This is a genomic window from Sphingomonas sp. Xoc002 (assembly GCF_050408055.1).
In the GTDB taxonomy this organism is placed as follows: Bacteria; Pseudomonadota; Alphaproteobacteria; order Sphingomonadales; family Sphingomonadaceae; genus Sphingomonas; species Sphingomonas yabuuchiae.
Genome location: NZ_CP191175.1, coordinates 2,039,053 through 2,052,817, shown reverse-complemented (window position 1 = coordinate 2,052,817; position 13,765 = coordinate 2,039,053). Strand labels below are relative to the sequence as shown.

The 13,765-nt window shown below is 65.4% G+C and carries 12 protein-coding genes; 8 read left to right on the top strand and 4 right to left on the bottom strand.

Annotated features, from left to right (window positions below):
* Positions 1 to 64: 64 nt before the first annotated feature.
* Both ettA and ACQR50_RS09095 read left to right on the top strand, forming a co-directional pair.
* The gene (ettA, locus tag ACQR50_RS09100) at positions 65 to 1,744 is read left to right on the top strand and encodes an energy-dependent translational throttle protein EttA (protein ID WP_056434837.1); all 1,680 of its coding nucleotides are present in this window, start codon (positions 65 to 67) and stop codon (positions 1,742 to 1,744) included.
* A 149-nt stretch (positions 1,745 to 1,893) separates the two neighbouring features.
* Positions 1,894 to 3,078, top strand: a complete 1,185-nt coding sequence (locus ACQR50_RS09095; RefSeq protein WP_428968051.1) for a sensor histidine kinase — start codon at positions 1,894 to 1,896, stop codon at positions 3,076 to 3,078.
* Between the two features lie 33 nt (positions 3,079 to 3,111).
* Here ACQR50_RS09095 and ACQR50_RS09090 read toward each other — a convergent pair whose 3' ends face one another.
* From ACQR50_RS09090 to ACQR50_RS09075, 4 genes are all read right to left on the bottom strand, one after another.
* On the bottom strand, positions 3,112 to 3,888 hold the full coding sequence (locus tag ACQR50_RS09090; RefSeq protein ID WP_076716427.1) for an NYN domain-containing protein: 777 nt from the start codon (positions 3,886 to 3,888) through the stop codon (positions 3,112 to 3,114).
* 26 nt (positions 3,889 to 3,914) lie between these two features.
* Complete coding sequence (locus tag ACQR50_RS09085; protein WP_428968050.1) at positions 3,915 to 4,295, bottom strand: DoxX family protein; 381 nt, start codon at positions 4,293 to 4,295, stop codon at positions 3,915 to 3,917.
* A 112-nt stretch (positions 4,296 to 4,407) separates the two neighbouring features.
* Complete coding sequence (gene greB, locus ACQR50_RS09080) at positions 4,408 to 4,890, bottom strand: transcription elongation factor GreB (protein WP_428968049.1); 483 nt, start codon at positions 4,888 to 4,890, stop codon at positions 4,408 to 4,410.
* A 30-nt stretch (positions 4,891 to 4,920) separates the two neighbouring features.
* Positions 4,921 to 6,930 carry a transglycosylase SLT domain-containing protein gene (locus ACQR50_RS09075; RefSeq protein WP_428968048.1) on the bottom strand — a complete coding sequence of 670 codons (2,010 nt, stop codon included), beginning with the start codon at positions 6,928 to 6,930 and terminating at the stop codon, positions 4,921 to 4,923.
* Positions 6,931 to 7,010: 80 nt separating this feature from the next.
* On the opposite strand from ACQR50_RS09075, the gene dapA reads away from it, so the two are divergent.
* From dapA to ACQR50_RS09045, 6 genes are all read left to right on the top strand, one after another.
* A complete protein-coding gene (dapA, locus tag ACQR50_RS09070; RefSeq protein WP_428968047.1) occupies positions 7,011 to 7,910 on the top strand; it encodes a 4-hydroxy-tetrahydrodipicolinate synthase in 900 nt (299 codons plus the stop codon).
* Between the two features lie 100 nt (positions 7,911 to 8,010).
* Positions 8,011 to 8,325 (top strand): 5'-nucleotidase, encoded by a 315-nt coding sequence (locus tag ACQR50_RS09065; protein ID WP_428968046.1) that lies wholly within the window; start codon positions 8,011 to 8,013, stop codon positions 8,323 to 8,325.
* Between the two features lie 79 nt (positions 8,326 to 8,404).
* Positions 8,405 to 8,884: an SsrA-binding protein SmpB gene (gene smpB / locus ACQR50_RS09060; protein ID WP_428968045.1), complete on the top strand. Its 480-nt coding sequence runs from the start codon at positions 8,405 to 8,407 to the stop codon at positions 8,882 to 8,884.
* Positions 8,884 to 9,459, top strand: coding sequence for a DUF2062 domain-containing protein (locus tag ACQR50_RS09055; RefSeq protein ID WP_056434844.1), 576 nt, complete (start codon positions 8,884 to 8,886; stop codon positions 9,457 to 9,459). The genes smpB and ACQR50_RS09055 overlap by 1 nt, the downstream gene beginning before the upstream one ends.
* Before the next feature lie 95 nt (positions 9,460 to 9,554).
* The gene (locus ACQR50_RS09050) at positions 9,555 to 11,612 is read left to right on the top strand and encodes a M13 family metallopeptidase (protein WP_428968044.1); all 2,058 of its coding nucleotides are present in this window, start codon (positions 9,555 to 9,557) and stop codon (positions 11,610 to 11,612) included.
* Between the two features lie 63 nt (positions 11,613 to 11,675).
* Positions 11,676 to 13,703: a M13 family metallopeptidase gene (locus ACQR50_RS09045; protein ID WP_428968043.1), complete on the top strand. Its 2,028-nt coding sequence runs from the start codon at positions 11,676 to 11,678 to the stop codon at positions 13,701 to 13,703.
* The last annotated feature ends 62 nt before the right edge of the window (positions 13,704 to 13,765 follow it).

Sequence of the window (13,765 nt, the reverse complement as noted above, 5' to 3'; positions counted from 1 at the left end):
GCGCAACCACTACATGGGCGGGCAAATATCCCACAGTCGCAAAAGCACGGAGCCCCGCGCCGCCATGGCCGTCCAATATACCTATGTGATGAAGGGTCTGACCAAGACCTTCCCCGGCGCCAACAAGCCTGTCCTCAACAACATCCACCTTCAGTTCCTGCCGAGCGCGAAGATCGCGATCATCGGCCCGAACGGCGCGGGCAAGTCCACGCTGATGAAGGTGATGGCGGGCATGGACACCGATTTCACCGGCGAGGCCTGGGCCGCCGAGGGTGTCCGCGTCGGCTATCTGGCGCAGGAGCCGCAGCTCGATCCGTCGAAGGACGTGATGGGCAACGTCAAGGACGGCGTGCGCCCGATCGCCGATCTGGTCGATCGCTTCAACGCCATCTCGGCCGAGATGGGCGATCCGAAGGACGACACCGATTTCGACGCCCTGATGGAAGAGATGGGCGAGCTTCAGGCCAAGATTGATGCGGTCGACGGCTGGTCGCTCGACAGCCAGCTGGAACAGGCGATGGAAGCGCTGCGCTGCCCGCCGGGCGATGCCGACGTCACCCGCCTGTCGGGCGGTGAGAAGCGCCGCGTCGCGCTCTGCAAGCTGCTGCTCGAAAAGCCCGACATCCTTCTGCTCGACGAACCGACCAACCACCTCGACGCCGAGAGCGTGTCGTGGCTTGAGAACTATCTCAAGGAGTATACCGGCAACGTCATCCTCGTCACCCACGACCGTTACTTCCTGGACAACGTCGTGAACTGGGTGCTCGAGCTCGATCGCGGCCGTTACTACACCTATGAATCCAACTATTCCGGCTATCTGGAAAAGAAGGCCAAGCGCCTGGAGCAGGAAGAGCGCGACGAGGCGGGCAAGCAGAAGGCGATCGCCGACGAGCTGGCCTGGATGCGTCAGACGCCCAAGGCGCGCCAGACCAAGTCGAAGGCGCGTATCCGCGCGTTCGAGGAGCTGATGGAGAAGCAGGAGAACCGCGTCGCGGGCAAGGCGCAGATCCTGATCCAGATCCCCGAGCGTCTGGGCGGCAAGGTGATCGAGGCCAAGGGCCTGACCAAGTCGTACGGCGACAAGCTGCTGTTCGAAGGTCTCGACTTCATGTTGCCGCCGGGCGGTATCGTCGGCGTGATCGGGCCGAACGGCGCGGGTAAGTCGACGTTGTTCAAGCTGATCACCGGCCAGGAACAGCCCGACGCGGGCACCATCGAGATCGGCTCGACCGTCAAGCTCGGCTATGTCGACCAGAGCCGCGACGAACTCGATCCCAACAAGAATGTCTGGCAGGAAATCTCCGACGAACTGGAGGTCTTCCGCTTCGGCAAGCAGGAGCTGGGCACGCGCGCCTATGTCGGCGCGTTCAACTTCCGTGGCCCCGACCAGCAGAAGAAGGTCGGCCAGCTGTCGGGCGGTGAGCGCAATCGCGTCCACATGGCCAAGATGCTGAAGGAGGGCGGCAACGTCCTGCTGCTCGACGAACCGACCAACGACTTGGACGTGGAAACGCTGCGCGCGCTGGAAGAGGCGCTGGAGACGTTCGCGGGCTGCGCCGTGGTCATCAGCCACGACCGCTTCTTCCTCGACCGCCTCTGCACGCACATCCTGGCGTTCGAGGGCGACAGCCATGTCGAATGGTTCGAAGGCAATTACGAGTCGTATGAAGAGGACAAGCGTCGCCGCATGGGCGATGCCGCCGATCGTCCGACGCGTCTGGCCTATAAGAAACTGACCCGCTGATCCCAGCGACGTCGGTTTCGGATGGCGCCCTTCCCGAGCGATCGGGGAGGGCGTCGTCATATCGGGGGCTGGCCCACGGCTTTAAACCGATGCGGCCAATTCCCATTTCGACCGTTATAACGACAGGGTAACAAAGGGCGCGGTTGGGAATGGCGGTAGTGGAGCAGGCGCAAGGCGAGGATCGTGAGATCGCCGGCGCAGGGCAGTTGCATTATCGGCTCCGCCAACAATCCGTCCTCGCCGCCTTCGGAATCGAGGCGCTGCGCGCCCGCGACCTGGACCCGATGCTCCAGCGGGCGACCGAGCTTTGTGCAGAAGGGATGCGATCTTCCTTCTGCAAGTTTCTGGAATACAAGGCGGACCAGGAAACGCTTCTGGTTCGCACGGGCGTGGGTTGGGGGCCGGGTGTCGTCGGCTCGACCGAGATGCGCACTGATATGGGCTCACCTGCGGGCTTTGCACTCCAGACCGGGCAGGGGGTCATCTCCAATCATCTCGACCAGGAAGAGCGGTTCCGGACGCCGCAGTTCATGGCCGACCACAAGATCCGCCGAGCCATCAACGTGCTGGTCGAGGCATCCGGCCAGCGTTACGGCGTGCTGGAGGTCGACAGCCCGGATGAGGGCCGTTTCGAGGAGGCCGACCTCGCCTTCATGCAGGGGTTCGCCAATCTGATCGGCGTCGCCATCGAGCGGCAGGAGGCCGAGCGCCGTCTGGCCGAGGCGGTGGAGCATCAGCAGCTCCTGACCCGCGAAGCCAGCCACCGGGTCAAGAACAGCCTGGCCCTGGTGTCGGCGATGCTGAACCTCCAGAAGCAGGAGGATGACGACCCCCGCGTCCTGAGGATGCTGAACGACGCGCAGGCGCGGATCGCGGCCATCGCGCAGACCCATGACCGGCTGTGGCGTAGCGAGCGGGTCGGCATGGTGTCGCTCGACGATCTGGCCTGCGGCATCGCGGAGCAACTGGCCCAGCAGGCCAAGGATCATGAGGTGCATTGCGATATCGAGGCGATCGAGATGAACGCCGATACCGCGATCCCCATCGGATTGATGCTGACCGAGTTGCTGACCAACGCGATCAAATATGCCTATGGCGAGGAAGGCGGCGTGATCGATGTGTGCCTTCACGCGCGGGATGGGCAGATCGTCCTGTCGGTGCGCGACAAGGGCAAGGGGTTGCCCGCTGATTTCGACATGAAGGTCGCTTCCCGCCACAGCCTGGGCATGCGGATGATCACCAGCCTTGCCCGGCAGTTGCGGGGTGAGGTGCGGTTCGACGATGCATCGCCGGGCACCTGTGCGACGCTGACCATGCCCGATCCGAGGGACTGAACCGATTCCTCCCTTACGAGGGAGTTTGATCGTTCACCGCACCCGCTTCACGAAGGTCCGGCCATCCTCTCGCCGCTCGGTCTGGAAATTGGGGACTGCCTCGATCAGGTCGGACAGCCGCTTGAAGCCGAAATTGCGCGTGTCGAAGCTCGACCGATTGCCCGCCAGCTGGCCCATCGCCGACAGGCTGGCAAAGCCCCGCTCGTCACGCTTTACGGAATTATAGGCGTCGACGAGCAGCTTGAGCAGTTCCTCGTCGATCGGACGCGGGGTGCCCGCCGTGCGCTTCGCCTGTTCGATCGAGGGCGGCAGCGAGTCGGCGAGCGGAACATCGGCCGAAACCGGCTTGGCGCTGGCGGGGCGGGTCGCTTCGCCGATCAGCGCGCCGACATCGATGAAGCGGCTGCATGCCTGTTTGAATGCCTCGGGCGTACGGCTGTTGCCGAAGCCATAGACGGGAAAGCCGTCCTGCCGGATGCGCGTAGCCAGCGGCATGAAGTCGCTGTCCGACGACATGATGCCGAACCCGTCGATCCGGCCCCGGAACAACAGGTCCATCGCATCGATGGTCATCTTCATATCGGTGGCGTTCTTGCCCTTGGTCAGGTCGAACTGCTGCTGCGGCTCGATCCCGTGCTTGACCATGACGTCGCGCCAGCCCTTCAGGCCGGGCTTGGACCAGTTGCCATAGGCGCGGCGGACATTAACCGTGCCCAGCTCGGCAAGCACCGTCAGGACGGGGTCGATGGCCGCCGACTGGGCATTGTCGGCATCGATGAGCAGCGCGATGTTGCGGGTCAGGGCGTTCATGCCGCCCTGACTATCAGAGCAACGGATCAGCCGCCACGCCGCATCGCATCGACGCCGATCGAACCGCTACCCGCCGCCGCGAGGTACAGAAAGGCGAAGCAATAGAGGATCGCCGCCTCGCCACCGTTGGCCAGCGGCAGGAAATTCTGTGGTGCATGGGCCATGAAATAGGCGAGCGCCATCTGGCCCGACAGGAGGAAGGCCACCGGTCGCGTGAACAGTCCGACGAACAGCAGTGCGCCGCCGACCAGTTCCAACACGCCCGCCGCCGTCAGCAAGGGATTGAGCGGCATGGGGAAGGGGGGAAGCCCGAAGAATTTCGAGACGCCATGCGCCAGGAACATCAGGCCGAAGACGGCGCGGAACAGCGACAGAAGCGGGGCGGAGAAACGGGCGGGGACGGGCATGGCCGATACTCATTCACGAAGGACCGCGACGATCGCCGTCCCTTGAGCATATTTTGCCTTCCGTCTGAATCGCAGCAAGAACCGGATGCGAAACGAACCGTTGCGAATGCGGTTACGGATCGGGATAGGCGATGGCGATCACCTCATATTCGCGCTCGCCCGCGGGCAGCGTCACGCGCCGCAGATCGCCGACCGACGCCCCGCGCAGCGCCCGGACGAGCGGGGCGTTCCAGCCGACGCGTCCCTGGCCCGCATCGGCCTCGTCATCGCCGACCAGCGTCAGCACGCGCTCATTGTCATCCTCGTCCGCGATGGTGACGGTCGCGCCGAACCACACCTTGCCGCGATCCTCCTGCCGGGCAGGATCGATCACCTTGGCGGCCTTCATCCGCTTGGACAGCCAGCCCAGCCGCCGGTCGATCTCGCGCAGCCGCTTGCGACCATAGATATAGTCGCCATTCTCGGATCGATCGCCATTGCCCGCCGCCCAGGCGATCGTGTCGACCAGCTTGGGGCGCTCGACCGCGAATAGCGCCTCATATTCCTGACGCAGCGCGGCATAGCCTGCCGGGGTGATATAGTTGGGACGATCCATCGCCCCCCTCTATTGCCTATGTAGCCGCGATCAACCCGGCCGCGACGACTTGCCCAGATACCAGCTGAGCGGCGTAGGTCCCCGGCTGGTCGCGCGGGCGGGGTTCATCAGGTCATAGACGACCGCATTCTCCAGCACCCGCTGCACGTAGTTGCGCGTCTCCATATAGGGGATGGACTCGATCCAGTCGACGATGTCGACGGTGCCGGTGCGCGGATCGCCATTGGCGCGCAGCCACTTGTTCACATTGCCACCCCCCGCATTATAGGCGGCGATCGCAAGCGGATAGCTGCCGTAATTGTTGCGGATTCTCTCGAAGTAACTGGCGCCCAGCTGGATCGACAGGTTCGGATCGGTGGTCAGTGCGGCGGGTGAGTAGGACAGGCCGATCTTGCCCGACTGCTCGGCGGCGGTGGCGGGCATCAGCTGCATCAGCCCGCGCGCGCCCGCATGGCTGACGGCGGCACGGTCGAACTGGCTTTCCTGCCGCGCAATGGCATGGATGATCGTCCAGCTCTGCTCATAGCCGCTCGGGACCGGGATGGTCGGGAAGCCGGCCGCCGAATAATCGGTCAGCCCGTTCTGCATCGCGCTGCGCCCGACCATGACCGCCAGGTCGGGACGGTTGATGCTCCGCGACAGGTCGGCGGCGAGGAGATGGTCGTTCTCGTCCTCCGCATCGGCCGCGATCTGGCGAATGAAGGCGCTCTGGTCCTGCCACTGGCCGATCATGCCCAGGAATTTGGCGGCGCGCACGGTCTCGCGCGCATCGAAGGCGGCGCGCACGGCGGGCGCGACATTGGTCGCGGCGATCGCGGGCGGCGCGACGAGCGGGCGGCCGGTCCGCTCCAGCGCCAGTTGGCCATAGAATTGGTCACGATACTGCGCGGCCCGGCCGTAGAAACCTGCCGCCTCGGTCGACCGACCCGCCGCCTCGGCCGCGCGACCCGCCCAGTAAAAGCCCTTCGCGCGGGTCTGCGGCGACTGGCTCCCCCGGCCGTACCGGTCGAACAGCGTCATCGCATCGGCGGGGCGCGCCAGCTTCATCGCGCTCTGCCCGGCCAGCCAGACCAGGCTCGTATAGTCGTCGCGCTCGCCATAAGGCTTGGTCGAGACGTCGGTGCCCGCCGGATAGGCGTCATCGACCTGCCGTGCGATGTCATAGGCGGTTTGCAACTGGCCATCGGCCGCTGCCGCCCGTGCGTTGACCAGCAACGCCTCGTAGAATTTCTCGACATTGCCGGGGCGCGTCGCCAGTTGCCGCGTCCGGGCGAGCCACGACCGTGCGGTCAGGCTGTCACCGGTGTCGCGCAGCCAGCTGGCGCGGTCGGCGACATAGCCCGCATCATTGGCATAAAGCTCGGCGGTCGACGCTGACAGGCTGGGCGCATCCACCGACTTGGTGCGGAAAGCCAGCCGGGCCGCGAAGATCGGACGTCGCGCCACGCTGGTATAATTCAGCTGTCGCGCCGCCGCACTTGTCTGCCCCGACCAGAGCAGCGCATCCATCCGCGCATCCTGATCCTCCGGCGTCAGCGCGGAGGCGAAGGTCGACATGACCAGCGCTTCGTCATTCGGCGATAGCGCGCCGCGCCGCCAGGCCGTTCGCGCGGCCTGCGCCGCGTCCGCCGGTGCGCCGGTCGCCAGCAGGGCACGGGCATAGGCCACGCCGCCCGCCGCCGACTGGGGTGGGAAGCGACGGAAATAGGCGACGATGCTCGACGGTGCGGCGGTGAAGTTCGCCGCCTGCTTTTCGGCGGCGCGGCGGTTGCCCGCTTCGCCGGGCCAGCCGGGATGCGCCATCAGGAACCCGGCATAGCTGTCGAAGGGCAGCGAATCGGTCTGTTGCAGCGCGCGCCACTGGGCCAGCGCCGCCGCGATCGCCCCGTCGGCGGGGGCGGGCATCCCCTGCGTCGACTGGTTGGGGCTCATATTCGCCATTTGCGTGCGATACCGGTCGAGCTGGTCCTGCCCGCCCGGCGTGATCATCGATCCAGCCAATGTCGCGAGGAGCGCCCCCGCCTTCGTCAATGCCATCATGGTGGACAGAATAGGGACTCTACCCGTACATGTCCTGAACAAATTGTCCCACTCGGCGCAGCAGGAGCGCATTTCCTCTCATGTTTTCAGGGTCCATTCCGGCGCTTGTGACGCCGTTCGACGATCAGGGCGGTCATGTCGGCGGAGCGTTCGACGAGGCGAAATTCCGGGATTTCGTCGAATGGCAGATTTCGGAAGGGTCGACGGCGCTGGTCGCCTGCGGCACGACGGGCGAAGCGGCGACCATGCCCAAGGACGAGCATTTCCACGTCGTGCGCGTCTGCGTCGACCAGGCGCGCGGCCGGGTGCCGGTGATCGCGGGCGCAGGCTCGAACGACACGATCGTCGCGATCGAAAACCTGAAGGCCGCGCAGGAAGCGGGTGCCGACGCTGCGCTGATGGTGCCGCCTTATTACAACCGGCCGAGTCAAGAGGGTATCGCGCTCCACTTCGCCGAACTGGCCAAGAACGCGCCGCTGCCCATCGTCCTCTATAACGTGCCCGGGCGCACCGTCACCGACATCCAGCCCGCGACGCTGATCCGCGTCGTCAAGGCGGCGCCGCAAGTCTTCGTCGGCGTGAAGGACGCCAGCGGGGCGCTTGCGCGCGTGTCGCATCATCGCGGGGCGCTGGGGCCTGATTTCTGTCAGCTGTCGGGCAATGACGACCTGGCGCTCGCCTTCAACGCGATGGGCGGGGTGGGCTGCATCTCGGTGACGGCCAATGTCGCCCCGCGCTTGTGCGCCGACTTCCAGGCGGCTTGCGCGGCCGGCGACATGGCGCGGGCGCTGGAACTGCACGACCGGCTGTTCCCGCTGCACGAGGCGATGTTCACCGACGCCTCGCCGGGCCCGGTCAAATACGCGCTCAGCCGCATCATGCCGCACTTCCCGCAAGGCGTGCGCCTGCCCATGACCTGGCCGTCCGAGGCTTCGCGCGCGCAGGTCGATGCGGCGCTGGCCCATGCCGGATTGATCTGACCCCAACGTTCGTTTCCCGGCCTTCCTTCGGCCGCAATCCCGGCCGACCATCGGTGTGATCGATGGGCGGCATGGGGAGAGTCGGCCGATGTGGACGCTGGTGATGATCGCTTTGCAGGCGGGTGCCGTGGCCGGGCCCGTCCTGCCCGCGCCGCGCAAGCCGTCGACGGCGCGGCGTTGTCCGCCCGGCGATACGGGCGACGATGTGGTGGTCTGCGGCCGCTCGTCCGACGCGGACCGGATCGGCACCATTCCCGATTATTCCAAACCCATGGCCCTACCGAAGGCGCGCACGGACATAGCGGGCGTCGGCACGGTTTCCGCGGAGGCCGAGCAGGTGGATGTCGGCGGCATGCCGAGCAAGCGGGCCATGATCCGGCTAACCATCCCGCTGGGTGGCCGCCGCAAGCCCTGAACGCCCCGATCCAGAAACGGGATGATGCCGTCATCAGCGGCTTTTCATGACGGCATTCAGCGCCTACATCGGCCCGTCCATGCGCCCGAAACCCCAAACGTTCGACAAGAAGAAGATCGTCGCCGAGAACCGGCGCGCCCGCTTCGATTATGCCATCGAGACGACCTATGAGGCCGGTATCGCCCTGACCGGGACCGAGGTGAAGTCGCTTCGCTTCGGCGAGGGGTCGATCGCGGAATCCTATGCCGAGGTGCGCGGGGAAGAGGTGTGGCTGGTCAATTCCAACGTGCCCGAATTCAGCCACGGCAACCGCTTCAATCACGAAGCCAAGCGCCCTCGTAAATTGCTCCTTCATGAGCGCGAAATAAAAAAGCTCCACGGTGCGGTGGCGCGCGAGGGCATGACCCTGGTGCCACTGATGATCTATTTCAACTCGCGCGGTCGCGCGAAGGTGGAGCTGGCATTGGCGAAGGGCAAGAAGGCGCACGACAAGCGCGATTCGATCAAGGAACGCGATTGGAAGCGTGAGCAGGGCCGTATCCTGCGCGATCGCGGCTGATGGCCTCGGCCGTGCCCACCTTGTGGGGCCGTTCCCTGGCTTGGGTCCGGCGCAACATGCCGACCCGCGATTCGATGGAAAACAATCGGCTGCTCCGGCCGGTCGCCCACCGTGTGCTGGCGCCCGAGCTGTGGCGCTTCACCCGGCGGTCGGTGCCGCGTGGCGTCGCGCTGGGGGTGGTCGCGGGGTTCCTGTTCCCGGTCGCGCAGATCGCGATCGCTGCGGTCTTCGCGCTGCCCTTCCGCGCCAATGTGCCGGTCGCGGCGCTGACGACCTTCATCACCAATCCGCTGACCACGCCGATCATCTGGGTCATCGCCTATCGCATCGGCACCTTCCTGTTGCGCAGCGAAACGCCGATCAACACCCAGCCGGTGGCCGAAGCCGCGACCGGTTGGCTGCAATGGGCGTTGAGCGCGTTTCACTGGCTGTGGGAGCAGGGGCCTGCCTTCGGCTTGGGCCTGTGCGTGCTGACCGGCGGGTGCGCGGTGATCGGCTATGCCGCCTCGGCGCTCGGTTGGCGCGTCTGGATCGCGCGCAAATGGCGCAACCGACGGAAAAGCGTGGCAATCTGATAGCGGTATCGCGGTTTGACGTGACTTTCTAACGGTTTGACTGGGCGTATCGGCTCGCTACAACAGCGGCATCCATCTCCTTTTCGGGAATTCAGATGCGCTCTCTGCTGATCGCCGCTCTTCTTACGACCGCCATTTCCCCCGTCATGGCCCAGACGGCGAACCCTGTCGACAAGGCCGCCGTGGGCCCGGTGAAGCCCAATGCCAAGAACGGTCCCGAGATCGGCGATTTCGGTTTCGACATGGCGGGCCGCGATACGGCCGTGAAGCCGGGCGACGACTTTTTCGATTACTCGAACGGGACCTGGTACAAGGGCACGACGATCCCCGCCGATCGCTCGTCCTACGGCATGTTCCACGTCCTGCAGGACCGCTCGCTGGAGCAGACGCGCACCATCCTGGACGAGGCGACCAAGCAGCCGGGCAACAAGGCGGGCGACTTCTACGCCAGCTTCATGGACGAGGCCGCCGTCAATGCGAAGGGCGCGACCCCGGTCAAGCCGTGGCTGAGCGCCATCAAGGCGACCAAGAGCCGTGACGCGCTGGCCGTCGAGATGGCCAAGCTCCAGCGTCAGGGAGTCGGTGCGCCCTTCGGCGTCTATATCGGCCAGGACGACAAGGCGCCCGACACCTATATCCCGAACTTCGGCCAGAGCGGCCTGGGCCTGCCCGACCGCGACTATTATCTGAAGGACGACGCCAAGCTGGCGACGATCCGGACCGCCTATCAGGCCTATCTCGCCAAGATGCTGACGCTGGCGGGCGAACCCAATGCCGAGCCGCGTGCGGCGGCCGTGTTCAACTTCGAAAAGGGGCTGGCGGGCGTTCACTGGACCCGCATCGAGAGCCGTGACGCGGACAAGACCTACAACAAGTGGATGGCGGCGGATTTCGCCACCAAGGCGCCCGGCTTCCCCTGGGCGCAATATATGCAGACGCTGGGCGTCTCGGGCCGCTCCGCCTATCTGGTCGCGCAGCCCAGCGCGATCACCGGCGAAGCCAAGCTGTACAGCGAAGCGCCGCTGAACGTCCTTCAGGACTATGCGATGCTGAAGGTGCTGCGCAGCTATGCGGGTTATCTTTCGAGTGATTTCGACAAGACCAACTTCGCCTTCTACGGTACCACCCTGTCGGGCACGCCCGAGCAGCAGGCACGCTGGAAGCGCGGCGTCGGCCTCGTCTCCAACGGCCTTGGCGAGGAAGTCGGCAAGCAGTACGTTGCCAAGTATTTCCCGCCGGAGTCGAAGGCCGCCGCCGACGCGCTGGTCAAGAACCTGATCTCGGCGATGGGCGACCGGCTGCGCAATCTGGAATGGATGGCGCCCGAGACCAAGCAGAAGGCGTTGGCCAAGCTCGCCGCCTTCACGCCCAAGATCGGCTATCCTGACAAGTGGAAGGATTATTCCGCGCTGCAGATCCAGCGCGGTGATCTGGTCGGCAATGTCGCGCGCGCCAATGCCTTCGAGTTCCAGCGGGACCTGAACAAGCTGGGCCAGCCGATCGATCGCGGCGAATGGTTCATGACGCCGATGACGATCAATGCCTATGCCAACCCGCCGATGAACGAGATCGTGTTCCCGGCGGCGATCCTCCAGCCGCCCTTCTTCGATCCGAAGGCCGATCCGGCGGTCAACTATGGCGGCATCGGCGCGGTGATCGGGCACGAGATCAGCCACCACTTCGACGATCAGGGCCGGAAGTACGACGCGACCGGCAAGCTGACCGACTGGTGGACGGCGCAGGATGTCGCGCGGTTCAAGACCTTCACCGACGCGCTGGTGAAGCAATATGATGCCTATGAGCCGCTGCCCGGCCAGCATATCCAGGGTGGCCTGACGCTGGGCGAGAATATCGCCGATCTGGCGGGCCTGACCGTCGCGCTCGACGCCTATCACAAGTCGCTGGGCGGCAAGGCGGCACCGGTGATCGACGGCACGACCGGCGACCAGCGTTTCTATTATGGCTGGGCGCAGGTGTGGCGGACCAAATGGCGCGAGCCGGCACTGCGTCAGGCGCTGCTGTCCGATCCGCACTCGCCGGGACATGAGCGCGTGCTGACCGTGCGCAACCTCGACCCCTGGTATGCGGCGTTCGGCGTCAAGCCGACCGACAAGATGGCGCTGACGCCCGAGCAGCGCGTCCGCATCTGGTGATCGACTGAATGACAGGCCCTCCGGCACCGACCGGAGGGCCTTTTTTGCGTTTTGGAGAGAGTGATGAAGAGCTTGGCTATCGCCGCGCTGCTCGGCGCGACCGCGATCACGGGGGCCGTGGCGCTGAACGCGCAAGACCGCCCCGCCACTGCCAACGGCCCGACCTATGGGCGGTTCGGCTTCGACGAAAAGGGCATGGACAAGTCCGTCCGCCCTGGTGACGACTTCTATGCCTTTGCTAATGGCGAATGGGCGAAGACCACGGCCATCCCCGCCGACAAGTCCAGCTATGGTGCGTTCGACAAGCTCGCCGACCTGTCGCGGGAGCGGACCCACACCATCCTGGAACAGGCCAAGGGGCAGCGGAACCAGATCGGTACCGCCTATGCCACCTATCTCGACACCGCCGCGATCGAGGCAAAGGGACTGGCACCGATCCAGCCCTGGCTGAACCGGATCAAGGGGCTGACCGACAAGTCGGGCTATGCCACCCTGCTCGCTGAGGCGGATCGCAACGGCGTCGGCATCCCCTTCGGCTCGGGTGTCGGGCAGGATGCACGCCAGCCCAATCTCTACACCGTCGGTCTGCGCCAGGCGGGTCTGGGAATGCCGGACCGCGACTATTACCTCAGCGACGATCCGAAGATCGCCGCCCAGCGCGCAGCCTATCAGGCGCATCTGTCCAAGATGCTGACCATGGCGGGCGAACCCGATGCCGAGGCACGGGCCCAGGCGGTCGTCGCCTTCGAGACGGAGATCGCCAAGGTGCACTGGACCCGGATCGACAGCCGCGACCGGACCAAGACCTACAACAAGATGACCGTGGCCGATCTGGCGAAGAGCGCGCCGGGCTTCGACTTCGCGACCTATTTGAAGGGCGTGGGCACGCCGGTCGATACGCTGGTCGTCGCGCAGCCGACGGCGGTGACGGGTATCGCCGCGCTGATCCAGTCGACGCCGATCGCGGTGCTGAAGGACCAGTTGCTGCTCCGCTCACTCGACGAGTTCGCCGATGTCCTGCCCGCCCAGTTCGACCGCGAGCAGTTCGCCTTTTACGGCACCGTCCTGTCGGGCACCCCGCAGCAGCAGGAACGCTGGAAGCGGGCGGTCGACTTCACCAGCAGCGCGCTCGGCGACGAGGTGAGCAAGGTCTATGTCGCGCGCTACTTCCCGCCCGCGACCAAGCTGGCCGCCGATGCGCTGGTGAAGAACGTCCTGGCCGCGATGGGCAAGCGGATCGACCAGCTCGACTGGATGGCCCCGGAAACCAAGGCGAAGGCCCATGCCAAGCTGGCCGCCTTCACCCCCAAGATCGGCTATCCCGATCGCTGGAAGGATTATTCGGGCCTGAAGATCGTCAGCGGCGACGCCTTCGGCAACGCACTGCGCGCGGCCCAGTGGCGGCACGAGGACAATATCGGCCATCTCGGCAAGCCGATCCAGCGTTGGGAATGGGGCATGACCCCGATGACGGTGAACGCCTATGCCAATTTCGGCATGGTCGAGATCGTCTTCCCCGCCGCGATCCTGCAACCGCCCTTCTTCGATCCGAAGGCCGATCCGGCGGTCAATTACGGTGGGATCGGCGCGGTGATCGGCCACGAACTCAGCCATCATTTCGACGATCAGGGTTCGAAGTTCGATGCGCACGGCCAGTTGACCGACTGGTGGACGGCCAAGGACGTCGCGGCGTTCAAGGAACGCACCGGCGCTCTGGTGAAGCAATATGACGCCTATGAGCCGCTGCCCGGCCTGCATGTGAAGGGGGCACTGACCCTTGGCGAGAATGTCGCGGATCTGGCAGGCCTGTCGGTTGCCTATGATGCCTATCACGCCTCGCTGAAGGGCAAGGCGGCGCCGGTGATCGACGGTTTCACCGGCGACCAGCGCTTCTATCTGGGCTGGGCGCAGGTCTGGCGGCGCAATTATCGCGAGGCGAATCTTCGCAACCGGCTGCTGACCGATCCGCACTCGCCGTCGCAGCAGCGCGCCTGGGTCGTGCGCAATCTCGACCCCTGGTATGCGGCCTACAGCCCCAAGCCGGACGAGAAGCTGTATCTGACGCCGGAACAGCGCGTCCGGATCTGGTAAACGGCATCCGCTTCCCGGCATGGGCCGTCCGTCCGAGGGATCGGGCTTGACCATGCCGGGTT

Bases quoted from the DNA above. Each gene is read 5' to 3' on its own strand.
- ettA (WP_056434837.1), top strand. From the start codon at position 65: ATGGCCGTCCAATATACCTATGTGATGAAGGGTCTGACCAAGACCTTC.
- ACQR50_RS09095 (WP_428968051.1), top strand. From the start codon at position 1,894: ATGGCGGTAGTGGAGCAGGCGCAAGGCGAGGATCGTGAGATCGCCGGC.
- ACQR50_RS09090 (WP_076716427.1), bottom strand. From the start codon at position 3,888: ATGAACGCCCTGACCCGCAACATCGCGCTGCTCATCGATGCCGACAAT.
- ACQR50_RS09085 (WP_428968050.1), bottom strand. From the start codon at position 4,295: ATGCCCGTCCCCGCCCGTTTCTCCGCCCCGCTTCTGTCGCTGTTCCGC.
- greB (WP_428968049.1), bottom strand. From the start codon at position 4,890: ATGGATCGTCCCAACTATATCACCCCGGCAGGCTATGCCGCGCTGCGT.
- ACQR50_RS09075 (WP_428968048.1), bottom strand. From the start codon at position 6,930: ATGATGGCATTGACGAAGGCGGGGGCGCTCCTCGCGACATTGGCTGGA.
- dapA (WP_428968047.1), top strand. From the start codon at position 7,011: ATGTTTTCAGGGTCCATTCCGGCGCTTGTGACGCCGTTCGACGATCAG.
- smpB (WP_428968045.1), top strand. From the start codon at position 8,405: ATGCGCCCGAAACCCCAAACGTTCGACAAGAAGAAGATCGTCGCCGAG.
- ACQR50_RS09055 (WP_056434844.1), top strand. From the start codon at position 8,884: ATGGCCTCGGCCGTGCCCACCTTGTGGGGCCGTTCCCTGGCTTGGGTC.
- ACQR50_RS09050 (WP_428968044.1), top strand. From the start codon at position 9,555: ATGCGCTCTCTGCTGATCGCCGCTCTTCTTACGACCGCCATTTCCCCC.
- ACQR50_RS09045 (WP_428968043.1), top strand. From the start codon at position 11,676: ATGAAGAGCTTGGCTATCGCCGCGCTGCTCGGCGCGACCGCGATCACG.